At 35.1% G+C, this 17,964-nt stretch carries 15 protein-coding genes and 1 pseudogene; 4 read left to right on the top strand and 12 right to left on the bottom strand.

All coding sequences use genetic code 11. From position 1 onward, the window contains the following. Positions 1-723 precede the first annotated feature (723 nt). A complete protein-coding gene (locus SP041_RS18295) occupies positions 724-1,917 on the top strand; it encodes an MFS transporter (RefSeq protein WP_025562418.1) in 1,194 nt (397 codons plus the stop codon). A gap of 53 nt (positions 1,918-1,970) precedes the next feature. Here SP041_RS18295 and SP041_RS18290 read toward each other — a convergent pair whose 3' ends face one another. Further along, positions 1,971-3,587 carry a diguanylate cyclase gene (locus SP041_RS18290; protein ID WP_025562417.1) on the bottom strand — a complete coding sequence of 539 codons (1,617 nt, stop codon included), beginning with the start codon at positions 3,585-3,587 and terminating at the stop codon, positions 1,971-1,973. Positions 3,588-3,669: 82 nt separating this feature from the next. On the opposite strand from SP041_RS18290, the gene SP041_RS18285 reads away from it, so the two are divergent. Beyond that, positions 3,670-4,008 carry an MGMT family protein gene (locus SP041_RS18285; protein ID WP_240791503.1) on the top strand — a complete coding sequence of 113 codons (339 nt, stop codon included), beginning with the start codon at positions 3,670-3,672 and terminating at the stop codon, positions 4,006-4,008. A 986-nt stretch (positions 4,009-4,994) separates the two neighbouring features. Here SP041_RS18285 and aroC read toward each other — a convergent pair. Next, the gene (gene aroC, locus SP041_RS18280; RefSeq protein ID WP_025562415.1) at positions 4,995-6,083 is read right to left on the bottom strand and encodes a chorismate synthase; all 1,089 of its coding nucleotides are present in this window, start codon (positions 6,081-6,083) and stop codon (positions 4,995-4,997) included. A 131-nt stretch (positions 6,084-6,214) separates the two neighbouring features. Then, complete coding sequence (gene prmB / locus SP041_RS18275) at positions 6,215-7,126, bottom strand: 50S ribosomal protein L3 N(5)-glutamine methyltransferase (RefSeq protein ID WP_025562414.1); 912 nt, start codon at positions 7,124-7,126, stop codon at positions 6,215-6,217. A 57-nt stretch (positions 7,127-7,183) separates the two neighbouring features. Between prmB and smrB the strand changes: the two genes are divergently transcribed. Then, positions 7,184-7,729: an endonuclease SmrB gene (gene smrB / locus SP041_RS18270; protein ID WP_025562412.1), complete on the top strand. Its 546-nt coding sequence runs from the start codon at positions 7,184-7,186 to the stop codon at positions 7,727-7,729. 109 nt (positions 7,730-7,838) lie between these two features. Here smrB and SP041_RS18265 read toward each other — a convergent pair whose 3' ends face one another. The 5 genes from SP041_RS18265 to SP041_RS18245 form a co-directional block, all read right to left on the bottom strand. Further along, complete coding sequence (locus SP041_RS18265; protein WP_025562411.1) at positions 7,839-8,600, bottom strand: Crp/Fnr family transcriptional regulator; 762 nt, start codon at positions 8,598-8,600, stop codon at positions 7,839-7,841. Between the two features lie 297 nt (positions 8,601-8,897). Then, positions 8,898-9,125: a hypothetical protein gene (locus tag SP041_RS18260; protein WP_025562410.1), complete on the bottom strand. Its 228-nt coding sequence runs from the start codon at positions 9,123-9,125 to the stop codon at positions 8,898-8,900. A 605-nt stretch (positions 9,126-9,730) separates the two neighbouring features. Continuing rightward, on the bottom strand, positions 9,731-11,635 hold the full coding sequence (locus SP041_RS18255; RefSeq protein ID WP_025562409.1) for an EAL domain-containing protein: 1,905 nt from the start codon (positions 11,633-11,635) through the stop codon (positions 9,731-9,733). A gap of 647 nt (positions 11,636-12,282) precedes the next feature. Then, a complete protein-coding gene (locus SP041_RS18250; RefSeq protein ID WP_051368390.1) occupies positions 12,283-12,528 on the bottom strand; it encodes a glutaredoxin in 246 nt (81 codons plus the stop codon). 435 nt (positions 12,529-12,963) lie between these two features. After that, positions 12,964-13,356 (bottom strand): DUF4112 domain-containing protein, encoded by a 393-nt coding sequence (locus tag SP041_RS18245; protein WP_051368635.1) that lies wholly within the window; start codon positions 13,354-13,356, stop codon positions 12,964-12,966. 348 nt (positions 13,357-13,704) lie between these two features. Here SP041_RS18245 and SP041_RS18240 point away from each other — a divergent pair, with 348 nt between their 5' ends. Then, positions 13,705-15,279: a diguanylate cyclase gene (locus tag SP041_RS18240; RefSeq protein WP_025565703.1), complete on the top strand. Its 1,575-nt coding sequence runs from the start codon at positions 13,705-13,707 to the stop codon at positions 15,277-15,279. Positions 15,280-15,408: 129 nt separating this feature from the next. On the opposite strand, the gene SP041_RS21270 is transcribed toward SP041_RS18240, so the two are convergent. The 4 genes and pseudogenes from SP041_RS21270 to SP041_RS18220 all read right to left on the bottom strand — a co-directional run bounded on the left by SP041_RS21270 (position 15,409) and on the right by SP041_RS18220 (position 17,789). Further along, positions 15,409-15,810 (bottom strand): carboxymuconolactone decarboxylase family protein, encoded by a 402-nt coding sequence (locus tag SP041_RS21270; RefSeq protein WP_240791505.1) that lies wholly within the window; start codon positions 15,808-15,810, stop codon positions 15,409-15,411. 27 nt (positions 15,811-15,837) lie between these two features. Next, positions 15,838-16,218, bottom strand: a pseudogene (locus tag SP041_RS21265) (carboxymuconolactone decarboxylase family protein); the annotation flags it as partial. A 67-nt stretch (positions 16,219-16,285) separates the two neighbouring features. Next, positions 16,286-16,696, bottom strand: coding sequence for a MerR family transcriptional regulator (locus SP041_RS18230; protein WP_240791502.1), 411 nt, complete (start codon positions 16,694-16,696; stop codon positions 16,286-16,288). A 463-nt stretch (positions 16,697-17,159) separates the two neighbouring features. Further along, a complete protein-coding gene (locus SP041_RS18220; protein ID WP_025565700.1) occupies positions 17,160-17,789 on the bottom strand; it encodes a hypothetical protein in 630 nt (209 codons plus the stop codon). Between the last annotated feature and the right edge of the window lie 175 nt (positions 17,790-17,964).

The following is a 17,964-nucleotide window of genomic DNA, read 5'->3' as shown; positions in this document are numbered from 1 at the left end:
CATTTCTTATACTGTCAAATCTAATGTTTTCGAAGTGCTACACACGGCTTGTAATTGAATTACCAAAAACAAACAATTAATTTTTTACTTTTTTGTAAAGGAAACTACTTTTTTGGAGAAGCGCACTAAACAAAAACTCCCTTTTTTTTAAAAAATAAGGCGCATAATGATCCTACAAGCGTAGGGCTTATACATTATTTCTTCTAATAAAGCCTATAACACCGGCATAATTGAAGAGTATTCTATCTTTTTAGGCGAATAAAAGCCAATTTTTTTATTCATTAGCGCCAAAGGCTTATTACCTTCGTTTGATAAAAGAGTAAAAAAATCAAAAATCATAACGCACTGTAATTTAAGAAAAAAAATAATAAATAAGAATTAACAACTCAGATTTAGCATCCAATACGCTATTGTCAAAACAATATAAAATTTTAAAATGTGAATTTTTAGTTGATATATGTGAATATAAATTCACAGTTATTGTTGATAATCATTACCATTTAAAGTGTTTTTTTGTGTTCGTAAAAATAAATGCCACATGTAAACAAGCACTTATTAGTACAACAATAAAGCGGGGTTGGTTGTTCGTTATAGCTTAATGATATTAATCAGCAACCTGTTACTACATTTTATTCTGAAAAAACTAACCATTAAAACGTTATTACCATTATTTAGTAATAAGCGTAAAATACTTTTTTCCCATTAATAGCGATACGACTAAATATGAAATCTCACCCTTTTTTTCAAAAACCTGAAAGTTTATTACTAACAATGGCGTTTATTATGCCATTAGTGTTTTCTGTTTGGATGGTATTGCTTAATAACTTCGTGATAGAAAAAGCAGCGTTTACGGGTGTAGAGATTGGCATTTTACAAAGTTTACGTGAAATACCTGGTTTTTTAGCCTTTACCGTTATCTATGTTTTATTATTTATTAAAGAACAACGATTAGCCATTCTTTCACTTGGAATTACAGCCGTTGGTGTCGCTATCACCGGATTTTTCCCACAAGTGATGGGGTTATATTTAACAACAATGTTGATGTCGATTGGCTTTCATTACTTTGAAACGGTCAACCAATCATTAACACTACAATGGATAAAAAAATCAGAAACCCCACATTTTTTAGGTAAGATTTTATCCGTTAAAGCGATCGCCTCATTACTGGCTTATGCGAGTGTATGGATATTAATGGACTACTTTGCTGTTAGTTATGAAACGACTTATTTAATGTTTGGTGGTTTAGGGTTGGTATTAACCATTATGTTGGCTTCTGCATTTAAACAATTCCCTCCCCTCGTTGAGCAGAACAAAAAGTTTATTTTAAGAAAACGTTATTGGTTGTATTACGCACTGACTTTTTTCAGCGGTGCTCGTCGACAAATATTCGTCGTCTTTGCTGGCTTTTTAATGGTAGAAAAATTTCATTACAGTGTTGCTGAAATCAGTGCATTATTCTTGATTAATTATGTTTTCAATTGGTTATTTGCCGCTAAAATAGGAAAACTAATTGGTCACTTTGGTGAGCGCTCAGTACTATTATTCGAATACATAGGATTGATTATCTTGTTTATTGCTTATGGTTTGGTAGAAAACAGTACGGTAGCAGCGTCATTATATGTAATTGACCATCTATTTTTTGCATTAGCCATTGCGATTAAAACCTACTTCCAGAAAATAGCCAATCCTGAAGATATCGCAGCCACGGCTGGCATTAGCTTTTCAATTAATCATATTGCAGCGGTTGTGATCCCCGTCTTACTAGGATTAGTTTGGATAGCAAACCCATCATGGGTATTTTATTGTGGCGCTGGTTTTGCTGTTTGTTCATTAATATTGTCATTATTGATTCCTAAGAACCCTATGAAAGGTAATGAATTTTCATATCAAAAAAACTCTCAAGCTATAATTCAATAAGAAATAAAGAGCAGCCTTAGGTAAATAAAAAAAGGCTTTAATGACGAAGACGACTAGCTTAATACGGCACGATTTGTTGCTGCAAATTTAATTCTATTTTTTCCAGCTGATTTTGCATCGTACATTGCAATATCAGCGGACTTCATTAATTGGTCATACCGACACCCATTTTCAGGATATAAAGCAACACCTGCACTACCTGTAATAGTTAATTCAACACCATCATGCAATTCATATTTCAAAAATAAAACTTCAAATAGTGTTTGAAGCTTTAGTTCGACTTCCTTTCTATTTTCAATATCTTGAAATAAAATAACAAACTCATCACCACCTAATCGAGCAGGAATTATCAAAGGCAAGTTGTCTGTTAAATAATTAATTTGCTCATATTCACTATTAAACGAGAGAAAAGAAGCAAGACGTTTTCCAAATAAAAATAGCAACTCATCCCCTACTCTATGCCCATGCGTATCATTAACTGCTTTAAATCCATCAAAATCGATGAAAACTAAGGCCCCTTTTTGATTCGTTTTTAACATTTTATCTAACGCTTTATTAGATAGGCGATAAAAATAATTTCGATTAGGTAAGCCAGTAGTCGCATCAAAATAAGCTAGCTTTGATATTTCTTTTTTATTTCTTTCAATATTCTGCATCATATTAGCAAAAGACATTTTAAGCAGTTGAAGCTCTAGAGGGATGAGTTTTGATAGATTCCATTTTAAATTAACATTCGAGTTGCCTTGTTCAATCAACTTGATTGCTCTTAATAGGTTTTCTAATGGTTTAATTAAGATTAAAGAAACTGGTATAGTGATTAATAATGCTAAGCCAAGCCCTAACAACATGACAAAGATTGCAGTTTGATCAATGGCATCAGCTTTATTCTCTAGCTCTTTAATCGGCTGTGGAACCATTACTCCCCATTTGGCATTAGGGACTTGAGTATAACCCGCGATCATATCCCCTTTTAATGCGGGTGAATAAAACTCATCGACGCCCGTTTTACCTGCTAACATTTTTTTAATGGGACTAATTGCTATCATATTTTTTCTTTCTTGAATCCAAGAATCAAGAGGGTGAGCCAGCACATTTCCAGCTTGATCTACAATGGCTGCGTGCCCTTTTTGACCAAAAGCAACTCGTTTGCCCATTTGAACAATATAATCAGTTGAAAGGTAAGCTAATAGAATATTGTTATTTACTTTTTTGACCACAAGCAGAATAAGACCGCTATTATTAGTTTTATCTTCCGTCACTGTGGATATTTGGATAGTACCTTCTTTTAAGGTCTCTTTGGCCAGTAACACAATGTCATTTTTCACACTTTCAATACAATTTCCATTCGCGCTGAATAAACAACGTTGAACGATACCCTCATCATCTATAACAATGATTTCTTTAAATTTATAACTATTTAATAACTGCTTAAATTCTTTAGATTCTAATTGTTTTTGTGATTGGAAAGCTACAATCGAAAAAATACCTGTTACATCTTGATAGTAACGTTCAAAAGCAGCAGAAAGGTTTTTCGCTATAACTAAATGTTTTTCATTAACTTCTTTTACTTCTAACTCTAACGCTTTCGAATAAGGCCAGATCCAAAATAACGTCATAGGAATGATTACGATGATTGCAAAGGTGATAACAAGGAGATGCCTTAACTTCATTCTGTAATCCATTTATAAGTTTATAATATAATTTTAATGTTTATACTATGGTATTTCATTGTGAATAGCCAAACATAACCCAATGAAATTATTAGACTTAGTTATCAAAACAGGTAGAAAAATGGAAGAGTTCGCGCAAAATATTTATACCGTTTTATCTTTTTTAGATAAAGGAAAGTTAATCACTTATGGTCAACTAGCGAGCCAAGCTGGCTATCCTGCACATTCCCGCCATGTTGGAAAAATATTAGCAAGGTTACCTAAAGATACGCGCCTACCCTGGTTCAGAGTCGTCAATTCACAGGGGAAAATATCATTACAAGGTGATGCTTTAATACGTCAAAAAACCTTATTAGAAGCAGAAGATATTGAAGTGACTGCTGAAGGTAAAATCGTAAAGTTTAAGCAATACTTAGATTAAAATTGAGTTAAACCTAATTCAACACTAAAGTTCGATGTAAAAAAAGGCTTCCAATCACTGCTTTATAAACCATCAATCAAAAAAACGATTAGGCATGAAATAAAAAGAAGAAAACTTTTAAAAATACGAGAATAACTCCCCTTCAATATTCTGCTTATTCTTTTCTTCGTGTCCTTCGTGCAGCGCAGCGGCTTCGTGGTAAATCTATTTTAAAGTCAAAAGCGAGTTAACCACGAAGACACGAAGTAAAAGAAGAAAACCTTTAAAGATGTGTTCTTCTATTTATTGGTTTTCTTCGTGTCCTCTTTGAAGCGAAGCGGCTTCGTGGTAAATCTGTTTTAAAGTCAAAAGCGAGTTAACCACGAAGGCACGAAGGTAAAAGAAGAAAACCTTTAAAGATACGAAAGTAACTATCCTTCAATATTCTGCTTATTCTTTTCTTCGTGTCCTTCGTGCAGCGTAGCGGCTTCGTGGTGAACTGTTTTAAAGTCAAAAACGATTTAACCACGAAAGCACGCAGTGAAAAGAAGAAAACCTTTAAAAGTATGAGAATAATTACCTTTCACTATTTTCTGGTTGTTCTTTTCTTCGTGCTCTCTGTGTAGCGCAGCGGCTTCGTGGTGGCTTAGGTTTAAAAGTCAAAAGCAAGTTAACCACGAAGGCACGAAGGTAAAAGAAGACAACCTTAAAAATACCAGAATAACTACCCTTCAATATTCTGCTTATTCTTTTCTTCGTGTCCTTCGTGCAGCGCAGCGGCTTCGTGGTAAATCTGTTTTAAAGTCAAAAGCGAGTTAACCACGAAGGCTCGAAGTGAAAAGAAGAAAGCCTAAAAGCTAGGATTGATCTGTTCAAATATTCATTTATTGGGCTTTTCTTAGCGGTAAGAATATTCAGTAGATTTTATTATAAGCATAAAAAATCCGATGCTTTTTGAGCATCGGATTCTGATTTTTTACTTAAGCATAAACAACCAATAAATAAAGCTATTTGATATGTGGTGTATTGGTTGTTACGTGTAAGTTTTGTGCACGGTGACGTAATACATGGTCAAGCAACGTAATCGCCATTTGTGCTTCAGCAATCGGCACAGCACGAATACCAACACAAGGATCGTGACGACCTTTCGTGATCATCTCCGTTGCTTCGCCATCAGTTGTAATAGTACGACCCGGAATAGTTAAGCTTGATGTCGGTTTTAATGCAATAGACGCAATAATATCTTGCCCTGTTGATATACCACCTAATACACCACCAGCATGGTTTGATAAGAAACCTTCAGGGGTCATTTCATCACGATGCTCAGTACCTTTTTGATTAGCAACAGCAAAACCATCACCAATCTCGACACCTTTAACGGCATTAATGCTCATTAAAGAATGTGCTAATTCAGCATCTAAACGATCAAACACTGGCTCACCAAGTCCAACAGGTACGCCTGAAGCAACAACCGTTACTTTAGCGCCTACTGAATTACCTTCTTTAATCAAGGCTTTCATGTAATCTTCAAGGGCTGGAATTTTACTAACATCAGGGAAGAAGAATGGATTATTTTCCACTTCATTCCAATCAATCGTGTCAGGCGTGATATCACCTAATTGACTTAAATAACCACGAATTTCAACACCAAATTGCTCTTTTAGGTATTTTTTGGCAATAGCACCTGCCGCAACACGCATCGCCGTTTCACGTGCAGATGAACGACCGCCACCACGGTAATCACGGTGTCCGTACTTTTGATGATAGGTGTAATCAGCATGTCCTGGACGGAATAAATCTTTAATTGCTGAATAGTCTTTAGAACGTTGATCAGTATTTTCAATGATCAAACCAATGCTACAGCCTGTTGTTTTACCTTCGAACACGCCCGATAAGATCTTAACTTGATCTCCTTCTTGACGCATTGTCGTGTAACGTGACTGACCTGGACGACGACGGTCTAAATCGTGTTGTAAATCAGCTTCAGTGATTTCTAAGTTTGGTGGAATACCGTCAACAATACAGCCTAACGCCGCACCATGACTTTCACCAAAAGTTGTCACTTTAAAAACTTGACCAATACTGCTTCCTGCCATTTTTAAATTTCCTACTTCAGAATTTTTGATATTGAAAAGGGTTTTACTCATCCTTTTCAGTTAATTTGTTCTTTTAAGTTTCAATGCTTCATAGAATGAAACTTAACTTTATTCTTTTCTTAAAGGCTCTATTAGATTTTAATAGTATCAAGTTGCGCTTTAGTTAACACAAATACGCCATGTCCACCGATTGAAAACTCAATCCATTGGAATGGAATTTCAGGGTATGCAGCTTGTAAATGAACTTGTGAATTACCAACTTCAACAAATAACACACCTTCATCATTCAACATTGAGCTAGCTTGACGTAACATTTCTCTCACTAGATCCAGTCCGTCATTACCACATGCAAGGCCCAACTCTGGCTCATGTTTATATTCATCTGGTAAGTTTGCCATATCTTCCGCATCAACATAAGGCGGGTTAGACACAATTAGGTCGTATTTCTCATTTTCAATACCACTAAATAGGTCAGATTGAATTGGGAATACTTGTTGTGACACACCATGATTTTGAATATTGATATCGGCGACTTCTAACGCCTCTTCAGACAAATCAACCGCATCAACTTCTGCATCAGGGAAAGCATAAGCACAAGCAATGGCAATACAACCGCTACCAGTACATAAATCTAAAATACGTTTTGGTGGTGTTTTTACCCAAGGTTCAAATTTGGCTTCGATTAGTTCAGCAATAGGAGAACGAGGCACTAATGTCCGTTCATCAACATAAAACTCTAACCCTGCAAACCATGCACTATTAGTTAAATAAGGAACAGGAATACGTTGTTCAATACGAATCACAACTAATTCAACTAACATTTGACGCTCACGTTTGGTTAAACGTGATTGTAAAATCATAATATTACTTTGTAACTCAAGGTTCAGTGAAGGCAATATCAATTGCACTGCTTCATCCCAAGCATTATCAGTGCCGTGGCCAAAAAATAACCCTGCACGATTAAACTCAGTCACCGCCCAACGTACCACATCTTGAATCGTGACTAACTCGTCAATCGCTTCATCACTAAAAATCGTATCCAATTTATTCTCCACTTAGGGTAAACTTCGCACATTCAACTACCTAGCTTTGGAAAAACCATGACCGATAAAACTAAAGATGATGATTTTTCGCTGTTTAGCGCAGAATTTGCTGGTATCAAAAAATTGCAACAGGATACCATAAAACTGCCACCGAGAAACATCAAGAATAAATCGGTCATTAAAGAAAAACGTGAACAAAACTTTGAGCAAAGCCACTTCTCAGATGCATACGAACCGCACTTACCCGAAGATGGCCCTGTACGTTATAGCCGAAGCGATGCACAAAAATACTTAGTTAAGCAATTACGCCGCGGTGATTTCACTCCAGAGATCATTCTAGATTTACATGGTTTAACCCAACAAGAAGCAAAAAATGAGCTTGCTGCATTGATTAGTTGTTGCAAAAAAGAAGGCTTATATTGCTGTAGTGTTATTCACGGAATGGGTAAACATATATTAAAAAAACAAGTGCCTTTATGGTTAGCGCAACATCCTGACATTTTAGCATTTCATCAAGCACCACTTGAGTTCGGTGGACAAGGTGCATTATCGGTATTAGTTGAATTGGCTGATTGGCAAATGAAAGAAGAGAGAAAACGTTAAGATTATTGATATGGATATGGATCTTAGCTCGTTTATTTTATAGCTTAAACTTTATTACTGATTAAAGGCAATACTTGAGGCGAATGATTCTTCTCCTTATTTTAGTAGGTTAGTTTGGAATGCTAACATCCAGTAACAAACGATCAGTTTCTTTCTTGACGACGCTATAACATTCACAACTTAAATTTTCGAGCTTCTGTCTATCTAAAACAATAATGTGTCCACGATGATAATTAATCACGCCTAGCTTATGTAATTTTCCAGCAGCCTCCGTAACACCTTCTCGACGCACACCTAACATATTCGCAATAAGATCTTGCGTCATCTCAATTTTATTATCGGGTAGGCGATCAAGTGATAACAGAAGTAAACGGCATAATTGCTGCTTAATAGTATGGTAACGATTGCATACCGCCGTCTGTGATATTTGAGTAATAATAGCTTGTGCATAACGAAGCATCAATGATAAAAAATTTCCATGGCGCTTAAATTCTTCCATAAAATAATAGCCATTTATGCGATAAGCATATCCTGCACTTTTTACCACGGCTCTGCTAACAGTACTTTCACCTCCCATGAACAAAGCAGTGCCAATAACCCCTTCGTTCCCCACTATCGATATTTCTGCGGATGAACCAGATTCCATGACATAAGATAAAGAGATGATCGCATCAACGGGAAAGTACACATGAAGAAGTTTACTCCCTGACTCATAAATTACATCGTTTAATTCTAATTTCACTAATGCTAAAAAAGGAAATAGGCGCTCATATTCAGTAATAAGTAAGGCAGATAACAAATGATTTTTTAAAGGTGTAATGATATTCGAAGAGATATTCGAAGAGATATTGTGGTCTGATATGATTGACATAGTGATGGTGCCTCTTTAATAAACGCAGTAAGGTTGATTAACCTTACGTGCCTTATGCTAGAGACCCAACATACTCTTTTATCCGAACAAAAATCAACCTTGTAGACAGTTCAACTGCAATAAGTTTACGCCAAATCAAAATATATGATTAACGATCCTTTAATTTGCGGAATGTCCAACACGTTATTGAAAAAACCTAAAAATAAAAAACCTTTTTCAACCAAGGAGAGTAAGTGTGCCGCCTCAGCATTCATTCATACTAAGGCGGCTAACAAGCAAGCGCTCACTTTTTAGAACCTATATTTCCATAAAGTTTCTTACGGGAGCATTTTTAAGTAACCCCATAATCGATAATTGATTATTCATCTTAGCGACATCAATAAGATAATTTTTTTCAGGCTCACGCATAGATAACCCAGATAACATTTTTTTTACTGACGACGTTTCACCTTTTTCTATACTCATTTCCAATTGCATAAAGTTAGCTGGGCCCAGTTTGTTTTGATTTGAGATATTCATTTCCATCAGTTTTCTCCGAAAATTGAGTTTGAATTTAAAAATAATAAATACGTTAGTTATTAGATTATCTTTTTCTGTTCATCCATCTCTTTAATACACGTTTTCCGCTCCATTAATATTCAAAGCAAAGACTTAACGGTTTTTATCTACCTGATTTTAATACTGTATTCCACAGACCAAGATGCCTCTAATGACGTGACTATATCCTAAGATAAATGATTCGTCGGTGCGGTGGCACACATTATTTTTGAGGAAGATTGAGCCTGAGAGAGTAAGTTGTAGGCAACCATTCGTTGGTCGTAATAAAATCATTTTTAATAGTAAAAACTGATGGTTGCTCCATATTTTTTACGTTATGAGTTTAAATTAATAGCTGTTCGGTTCCATGAGATAAAGAGACTTGTGATAAGTGTGATCGAGCTATAACAAACTACCTCACCTCCAAATGCAAAATGTAAGCATTTTTAAAAGAAGTGTGTGAATAATCATCAGTAAAGTTTATGTCTGTCCAGTACTTCTGCAGTACTTCTGCAGTACTTCTGTTTTTTGCTTTAACAAATTCAATCATGCGTATTATCGAATACTTATAATGTTATCGAATACTTATAAGATCATTGATCACTTTTAATATTGTTATAGATTTTAAATATGTCGAGTTGTTCAGCTGAAACGGGACGTTGGAAAAAATAACCTTGTGAAAAATCGCACTGCTGTTGCTTCAGAATATTCAAGTTACTTTGAGTTTCTACCCCTTCTGCAATAATTTTCATGTCTAGTTGCTTGCCCATGGCAATAATAGTTGAGGCGATCGTATCGTAATTACTGACGAAGCTTTTATCGATTTTTAGTACATCAAAAGGAAGTTGTCTTAAATAACTCAAACAAGAATAACCCGTTCCAAAATCATCCATTAACAACCGAACACCCATCTCAGAAAGCTCATTTAGTGTTTTCAAAAAAACATCATTATCAGAAACCGTCATACTTTCTGTAATTTCGAGATCTAAACACTGTGGTGGAATATCAAATTCAGCCAGTATTTTTTGAACTAACTTAGGAAAGTTTGGGTTGAATAACTGGTAAGGTGATACGTTCACTGCAATATTTAACTTACTAGCTCCGCTCTCTCGCCATAACTTATTCTGTTGGCAAGCATTCCTTAATACCCATTCTCCTATCTCCATAATCTGCCCTGAATACTCAGCAATAGGAATAAAAATATCAGGAGAAATTATCGTTTCTTCGTTTAGCTGCCAACGTAGTAAAGCTTCTGTGCCTTGAGTGGCAAAATTATTTAAATTAACGACAGGCTGATACACAATATTCAGTTGGTCTTTCTCGATAGCTGTCCGTAATTGTGATTCATAAGATAAACGACGTGTATGATCTTTACTAAAGATATCTTGATAAAATAGATACTGATTTTTACCCTCTTTTTTAGCTTTATACATTGCCGTATCAGCAAATTTAACGAGACTCTCGGCATCTTTTGCATTCTTTGGATAAGTTGAAATACCAATGCTTGCAGTAACATAGATCTCTGTATTATCTAAAGAAATAGGGTCAGCAATCACCTTGATCAGTTTTTCAGCAATGTCTCTAACTTTATTACTATTAGCAGTAGAGAAATTGATAATAGCGACAAATTCATCACCTCCAAACCTGAATACAGAATCATTATCTCTGATCGTATTACCTAACCGACTAGCTATAATATTCAATAACTTGTCACCTTGAGCATGCCCTTTTGTATCATTCACATCTTTAAAGCGGTCTAGGTCAATAAAGAAAACTGCAAACTTATCATTATCGGGCATCAAAATATTTTTATTGATTGCTTTGTCTAACGCATTTCGATTAGGCAACCCAGTTAAGGTGTCTTTATGAGCAAGCTGTTTATTTTTTTCTTCGCTAATAACGAGTTTATCTTTTGTTTCTTGCATTCTTTTAACGACTGTTCTAATAGCTTTAGTAATAGTAAATGCCATTAGAAAAAGAACAATCGATAATATAACGGTCATCATCGTTGAGGTTTTGACAATAAAGTTACTGAGTTTATTGACCGGTCCAATAAACTCGATAGAGTTAAGTCTAAATTTTTTATAACCTACATTAAGCTCCATTTTCATTACAGATTGCGAGATCAAGCCCTGCTCAAACAACTGAATACTGTCTAACAAATCATCAGCTATTTTAATATCCTTTTTACAAATGCCGATGATACTTTCAGCATTAATCATTCTCATCAAAAGGTGGTCAATCCTGCTAGGCAATGCAACGCAAGCTTCAGGCTGATCTTGAATTTTTTTTATAACGTTTTTAAGAACGTTAGTGTCTGGAACGGTGTTAGGATAACGGGCAATGAGGTCATTGAGTTCGATGATGTAATTAAAGTGTTGGCTATTAAGTTGATGGAATCTTGCAGCATCTGAAATTTTAAAGGCGCAGGCTACAACAATGAGAGAAAATAGTGAAATAAGCAGCATTAGAATCGTGAGTTGTTTGTTGATTGTCATTCAAAATCCATTGGTTATTTCAAGTTATTTCAATACTCAGTGGGTTTATCAATGTTACCCAAAGTATGATGGTGTCAGCTCAGTTTAGAGGCTAGTTTAGGACAACATCATAAAATGACAAATATTAAATATCCCTCTTCAATACAATATAATTTATGCGACGCAGTTCGGATAAAGCCATCTAACTAAACAGACTAGTTATTGACAGGTTATTTGGTACACAAGCACACCTAAACATTGTTATTAACTAATTTAGTAGTCTAAAATGGTTAATATAAAACTTCATCTATACATTAAAAAGCGGCTCGCTGATCAGCTTTCTAATTTTGTATATGAGTAGTAACAGGCATACATAAATGTTAATTAAGTGGTATTAAATTATCTGAGGCATAACTTAGGACACAAGAGCAATAATATAAAGTTTATTCACTCTCTCAATATTAATGTTGATTTACTTAGACGTAATTAAAATAATTAAAATAATTAAAATAATTTAGTTTCTCTATACTTAGCAAAAAAATTCCATGGCCTAATCGTCAGCGATAAGCTTCAATCCCTTAATAAAACCCAATAATTGAAATCAAATAATAGAACATGGCTCCCTGATAACAGAGCATGACAAAAGCACACTCACTTCAACTAAGTAGTTAATAATGTTGTTTCAAAAAATGAATAATATCTTGAGACTCATATAACCATTGATCGCGTTTACCCTTTTCTGTCATCAGTAAACAAGGTACTTGTACTTTACCGCCCCCCGCCATGAGCTCTTTTCTTAACTTATCATGCACATCCAAATCTTTATAAGTAACACCAATGTGGCGACTCTGAATAACTTTAATCACTCGTTTACAGTATGGACAGTGCCCCATATGATAAAGGGTTAATTTCATAAAAATGCCTCTCTTAATTATGCTGGTAAATAATTGCATTGATAAATAATTGTATTGGTAAATAATTGTGTTGGTAAATATTTTTCTTGTCACATAATAGTACAGCTACATAATGTTTATCGATAAACATCCATTTTAAAATGCTAAATAATCACTATCCCCGTTACCAACCAAGATGCACTATTCAGTTGCTAATGCCGACACCAGACAAGACGTAACATGATAACAATGGTGATTCCTTATCCAAGGTTACAACGCAGCATTAGTTTTCGAGTTTTCGATCCGTAGGGCAAATACTGAAGTAATCCCCTTCGTTGTTAGAAAGTGTCGATGTAACCCGTTAGATCTTTACCTTTATGCCTAGAATCTGTTTACCTTACGACTTGTTGATTTTTGCATCTTGAATGGTGACGGGTATATATTAACGTCATGATTTTACTCACTCCCTTCCTGTTTAAGGAGATAGTCTTTTAATAGGTTGGTATTACGTGTATTTGCTTTAAAAAAGGCGTCGAACACATCACCAACCAATGGAATCAAACCACCTAAAAAATCAATTAACATATTACCTATCATTTTCAGCTTGATACGTTTACTCACTCCCATCCGTTGTGCTTCTAGCAAGACATAACTTGATAAAATAAATCCAGCAGCATCACCAACAACAGGCACTACCCCTATAATAGCGTCGACCCCAATATTAAATTGAGTAAAAGGAATACGAATACTACTATCAGTCATTTTACTAAAGCGCTCAAGACGCCTTATTGCAGCGTGTGTTTTTTGTTGAGAGCGTTTTATATCTTCTGTTTGTGCTTTATTTGACATCGTTTATTACCCGTTTAATAAAATATATATACCCGTTAGCTTGAAAACCAACTTTACGTTGCAACCTTCAATAAGGGCCCCTCATTGTCATCGTGTTGCGCCTTGATTAAAGCCCAAGGTGACGACTGAACCAAACACCTTGAACGGTAACGCGCATAAATGAACTTTATATTTACTTTCAATAACATCAGCGGAATATACCTCTTTATAAATAACAACTTTGATGCCTTAAAGTAATAATGTAGGATAACTTATCAATTATTATCTGATATTAGCTAGTTTGTGAGCTCAAGGATGAAGTTAACAATAGATCGACTATAAATGGATCTATAACCAAAGAGAAAGATAATGCAATCGACAATGACGGACGACAATATTGCAACAACCTCAGTAAGAAAACTAAAATGGCGTTATACAATCGCCTTATCAGTTATTGCTATTTTAATTGTCATCTCACAACTCACTATGCAATCTTTATTAGCAGCGCAACAATACGACTCAAATGTCATTAATATTGCTGGTAGGCAACGAATGCTAAGCCAAAAAATAACAAAATTAAGTTATTACATCTTAACAGCAGAATCTGAGCAAAAAGCATCACTCTCTCGGGTCGAGCTTGATCAGACAAAGACGTTATGGGAAAAGTCTCATTTAGGGTTATTAAATGGAAATGAAAGCTTAAATTTACCCGGAGATAATAGCCAACCGATAAAAGAGTTATTTACGCAAATAACCCCGCACTTTAAGACCATCCTAAACTCATCAAATATTATAATAAGTACCACCGACTCAACTCAGCTAAAAAAACACATAAAAAATATCACCCTGAATGAAAATGAATTTTTAACGATTATGAATAAAATCGTATTTCAGTATGCAAAAGAAGCGAATGCTAAAGTCACCTCGGCAGAAAGAATTGAAATAATATTAATGGTAGCAACCTTGATAATACTTCTTTTAGAGTTTTTATTTATTTTCACGCCTGCTGCACATAGCCTACGAAAAAGCCTCAATACATTAACTAAAAATAAACACGATCTAGAGAACCTATTCGCCGCAAGTCCTATTTCAATGTTATTAGTTGATCCTACTGATTTATCAATAGTACAAGTCAATGAAAAGGCCATCTCATTAATTGGAGACCCTTTTGGCCAAACACAAAAAGCACATTTAGAGGAATATTTAGATGTCAGTTTTGAAAATAACAAAGTCTTCATTGAAAAGCTTAAAAATGGTTCGAACCTCAATGAATATGAAATTGTTATTTTGAATACACAAGGCAGCGTTAACGAAACACTGATATCAGTACGCAGTATTATTTTTAATGGAAAACCAACGGCGGTGATTGGTATAACCAACATTAGCGAGCTTAAAAAAGCACAACAAGAGCTTTTTCATTACGCTTCTTTTGATGATATGACCGGGTTATTAAATCGTCGGACAGGGTTAATTTTCTTGAACAAAGAGATGCAAAAAGTTGATGTAAACCACAGCACTTTATCGGTCTGCTTTATTGATATAGACGGTTTAAAATATGTAAATGATAAGTTCGGTCATGCAGAAGGAGATTGGTTAATACAAACGGCCTCGAATGCACTTAACGATATTATCAGAAGTGGCGACGCGGCGATTAGATTGGGAGGAGATGAACTATTATTAGTATTAAGCCAATGCTCAATCGAGCAAGCTGAGCAAGTGATCGCCAGAGTAGAAATAGCGTTAGAAAACGCAAGCGCCTCAGATAACAAACCATTCTCTTTAAACTTTAGTTACGGAATAACCACCTACACGAGTAATAGAAATATTACATCAGACGAACTAATTACAGAGTCAGATGAAATAATGTATCACGCTAAAAAGGCTAAAAAGAAAAATAAGGTGCATTGCTCAACGACAAAACCAGCGTTAACTCCTTCGTATTAGCTCATTATGAAGGTATTAAGGTATTAAGTTATTAAGTTATTAAGTTACTGGCTATAAAAAGCCTCATATACTGAATCGAGGCTTTAAAAATAACAACTAGTACAAGTTATCCAACAAGTGATTGTCGAATTACTTCACATCACTTTCATTAATAACGCCTTTTAATGCCAAGGTGCCATTAATAGCAGCGGGGAATCCACAATAAATACTCATCAAAATCATTATTTCTCTTATTTCTGCCTGGCTAACCCCTATATTTAAAGCCGCTTTAATATGAAACTTAAGCTGTGGTGTTGCCGTTCCCATGGCCGTTAACGCAGCAATAGTCGCCATTTCTCTGTGCTTAATATCTAAAGCAGGTCTTGAGAAAATATCAGAAAAACCATATTCAATGACCAACCTAGCGAGATCAGGTGAAATGTCTTTAAACGTAGATTCTAGGTTTTCAACTTGATTAGCGTGCAACGTATTGAGAGTTTGTGCTCCTAGCGCATAACGGGAAACACCTTTAGGCGTAGAAGAAGAATGCATAACCCCTGCTTCATCTTGCTTGCCTTCGAGTTTACGCTCTGCCACCACGTCTTTTAAGGCTAACATACCATTAATCGCACTTGGGAAGCCTGCATAGCTAGACATTTGTAATATTACTTCTTGGATTTCAGCAATATTAGCGCCTACGTTCAATGCGCCGTGAATATGTACTTTTAATTGCGGTGCTGCATTTCCCATCGCAGTTAGTGCAGCCACTACGGTTAGCTCTTTCGACTTAAGTACCAACTCAGTTCGGTTATAAACATCACCAAATCCATATTCGATAATATATTTGACTAAGTCTGGCGAGCAATCAATTAAGCTCTCAACGACCTTTTCACCGGCCTCTTTATCAATGATTTTTAAATTTTTTAATCCTGTTTCATAACGTTCATTTAAAGTAGTCATATTAGCCTCTATTCATTAATGCGATGAACAACAGCGTAATCCTTAGAGTAAGCTCTAAGTCAACCCTTTAATTTTTATTAATAACGTTTTCATAGTAGATAATTTTTTCTTTTATCTTTTTAAGGTGTAACGCTTCTAAGACTATTTTCTCTTCTAAGAGCACAGCATGATCTTGCAACAACTGTTTTCTCTGCTCTGCGGTAGATTCTCCTTGCTCTCTTAAATCGGCGTAAAGCTTTATATTATCTAGCGGCATGCCCATCTCTTTTAAGCGTTTAACAAATTGAATCCAATCGATATCCTTTGAAGTAAAAAAACGGTGTCCATTGGCATTTCTTGCAATGTGCTTTAACACCCCAATTTTTTCATAATAGCGAATAGTATGCGCAGATATGTTTGTTAAAGTTGAAAAGCGTTGAATATTGATAAGGCCTCCTAAGCAGGTAATACGTTGAAATGAGGAAGTAATGGTTGGCAATTTAATTTTAAGGATGCCAAGTATTTACTGCATGTAAAAAACTACATGACTAAAAGATAGAACAGAAAATATTAGTCGCCAAAGTTTATGACTGTCCATTACTTTCTATTTCTATATGAGAAAGAAATTATTGGACATATATGGTCACTCTTTCAGTTTTTTATCTTAGTACTGTAAAAAAGAAAGCTTATATTGCTGTAGTGTTATTCACGGAATGGTAAACGAATATTAAAAGACAAGTACCGTTATGGTTAGCGCCACATCCTGATATTTTAGTATTTCATCAAGCACCGCTTGAATTCGGTGGACAAGGTACATTATCAATATTAGTTGACTGGCAAATGAAAGAAGATAAAAAGTGCTAAGGTTATGGTCGTTAGCGTTTTATTTTATAGCTTAAGCTTTATTGCTGGTTAGAGGCAAAAGGCAAGACTTGACCCGATTGATTCTCTTTGTTATGAAACTACACTTTTGTATAGTCGGGATGAGTTTTAACTAAAGCAATAAAATGCAAATCAACTTTATTTAATACTAAGTTCTTCAATATTGTAGTAATAGTCTCAATTGATTTTGGCTTTACTCCGTTAACATTTGCAGAAAGTTCACCATGACCAAACACATGCCTAATACAAGACAACAACCTAGTTGGGTTGTAGTCGTTACCAGCTAAAAAATCATTAACGTTGCTGGAATGCGCAGAATCTAAATTATTGCTAGCAGATATATAAGTGTAGAAACTGATCATATCCGTGCCAGTTGCATCTAATTGAACACGAAGATTACTTTTCTCCAATGTATCGTATTGCAGAAAAGCATATTTACCGCCAACACTTGATGGTAAAAGCTTATGATAGCTTTCAGCTACGCTCCATACAAAAAGAGATCTCATCAAAGCCTCATACCCAGACCTTGTATCAAGTGTAGAGTGGCTGATATCAATACCATTAAAATCTTTGGCTAATGCATAACGAGCAGCAAAACGATTAAGATCACCAATCGTCACACCTGCATTCAAATTATAATGTGTAAAACCACCGTATTTTTTGTGAATTTTACAAAATTTGTCCCATTCAAAAGGGTAACTTCTTGCCATACATGCCTCTTGCAAATTGGATGCTAAACATTAATGCAGTTTAGTTTCATAACGAGGCTGTAGAATTTCTCATTTTCAGCCTGTTTATTTTAAATAAAAATGACAGTAGCTTACATTTACTTGAGATTAAATAGATTATTTTGTTTTTATTAACTAATTGATTAAATTGAGTCAT

The sequence above is a fragment of the Psychromonas sp. SP041 genome (assembly GCF_000470315.2).
Taxonomy (GTDB): Bacteria; Pseudomonadota; Gammaproteobacteria; order Enterobacterales; family Psychromonadaceae; genus Psychromonas.
Note: the sequence above shows the minus strand (reverse complement) of the source record. Positions and strands in the feature narration are given on the sequence as shown.

Excerpts from the sequence above, each read along its gene's own strand:
- SP041_RS18295 (WP_025562418.1), top strand. The coding sequence starts at position 724 with ATGAAATCTCACCCTTTTTTTCAAAAACCTGAAAGTTTATTACTAACA.
- SP041_RS18290 (WP_025562417.1), bottom strand. The coding sequence starts at position 3,587 with ATGAAGTTAAGGCATCTCCTTGTTATCACCTTTGCAATCATCGTAATC.
- SP041_RS18285 (WP_240791503.1), top strand. The coding sequence starts at position 3,670 with ATGAAATTATTAGACTTAGTTATCAAAACAGGTAGAAAAATGGAAGAG.
- aroC (WP_025562415.1), bottom strand. The coding sequence starts at position 6,083 with ATGGCAGGAAGCAGTATTGGTCAAGTTTTTAAAGTGACAACTTTTGGT.
- smrB (WP_025562412.1), top strand. The coding sequence starts at position 7,184 with ATGACCGATAAAACTAAAGATGATGATTTTTCGCTGTTTAGCGCAGAA.
- SP041_RS18265 (WP_025562411.1), bottom strand. The coding sequence starts at position 8,600 with ATGTCAATCATATCAGACCACAATATCTCTTCGAATATCTCTTCGAAT.
- SP041_RS18260 (WP_025562410.1), bottom strand. The coding sequence starts at position 9,125 with ATGGAAATGAATATCTCAAATCAAAACAAACTGGGCCCAGCTAACTTT.
- SP041_RS18255 (WP_025562409.1), bottom strand. The coding sequence starts at position 11,635 with ATGACAATCAACAAACAACTCACGATTCTAATGCTGCTTATTTCACTA.
- SP041_RS18250 (WP_051368390.1), bottom strand. The coding sequence starts at position 12,528 with ATGAAATTAACCCTTTATCATATGGGGCACTGTCCATACTGTAAACGA.
- SP041_RS18245 (WP_051368635.1), bottom strand. The coding sequence starts at position 13,356 with ATGTCAAATAAAGCACAAACAGAAGATATAAAACGCTCTCAACAAAAA.
- SP041_RS18240 (WP_025565703.1), top strand. The coding sequence starts at position 13,705 with ATGCAATCGACAATGACGGACGACAATATTGCAACAACCTCAGTAAGA.
- SP041_RS21270 (WP_240791505.1), bottom strand. The coding sequence starts at position 15,810 with ATGCATTCTTCTTCTACGCCTAAAGGTGTTTCCCGTTATGCGCTAGGA.
- SP041_RS18220 (WP_025565700.1), bottom strand. The coding sequence starts at position 17,789 with ATGGCAAGAAGTTACCCTTTTGAATGGGACAAATTTTGTAAAATTCAC.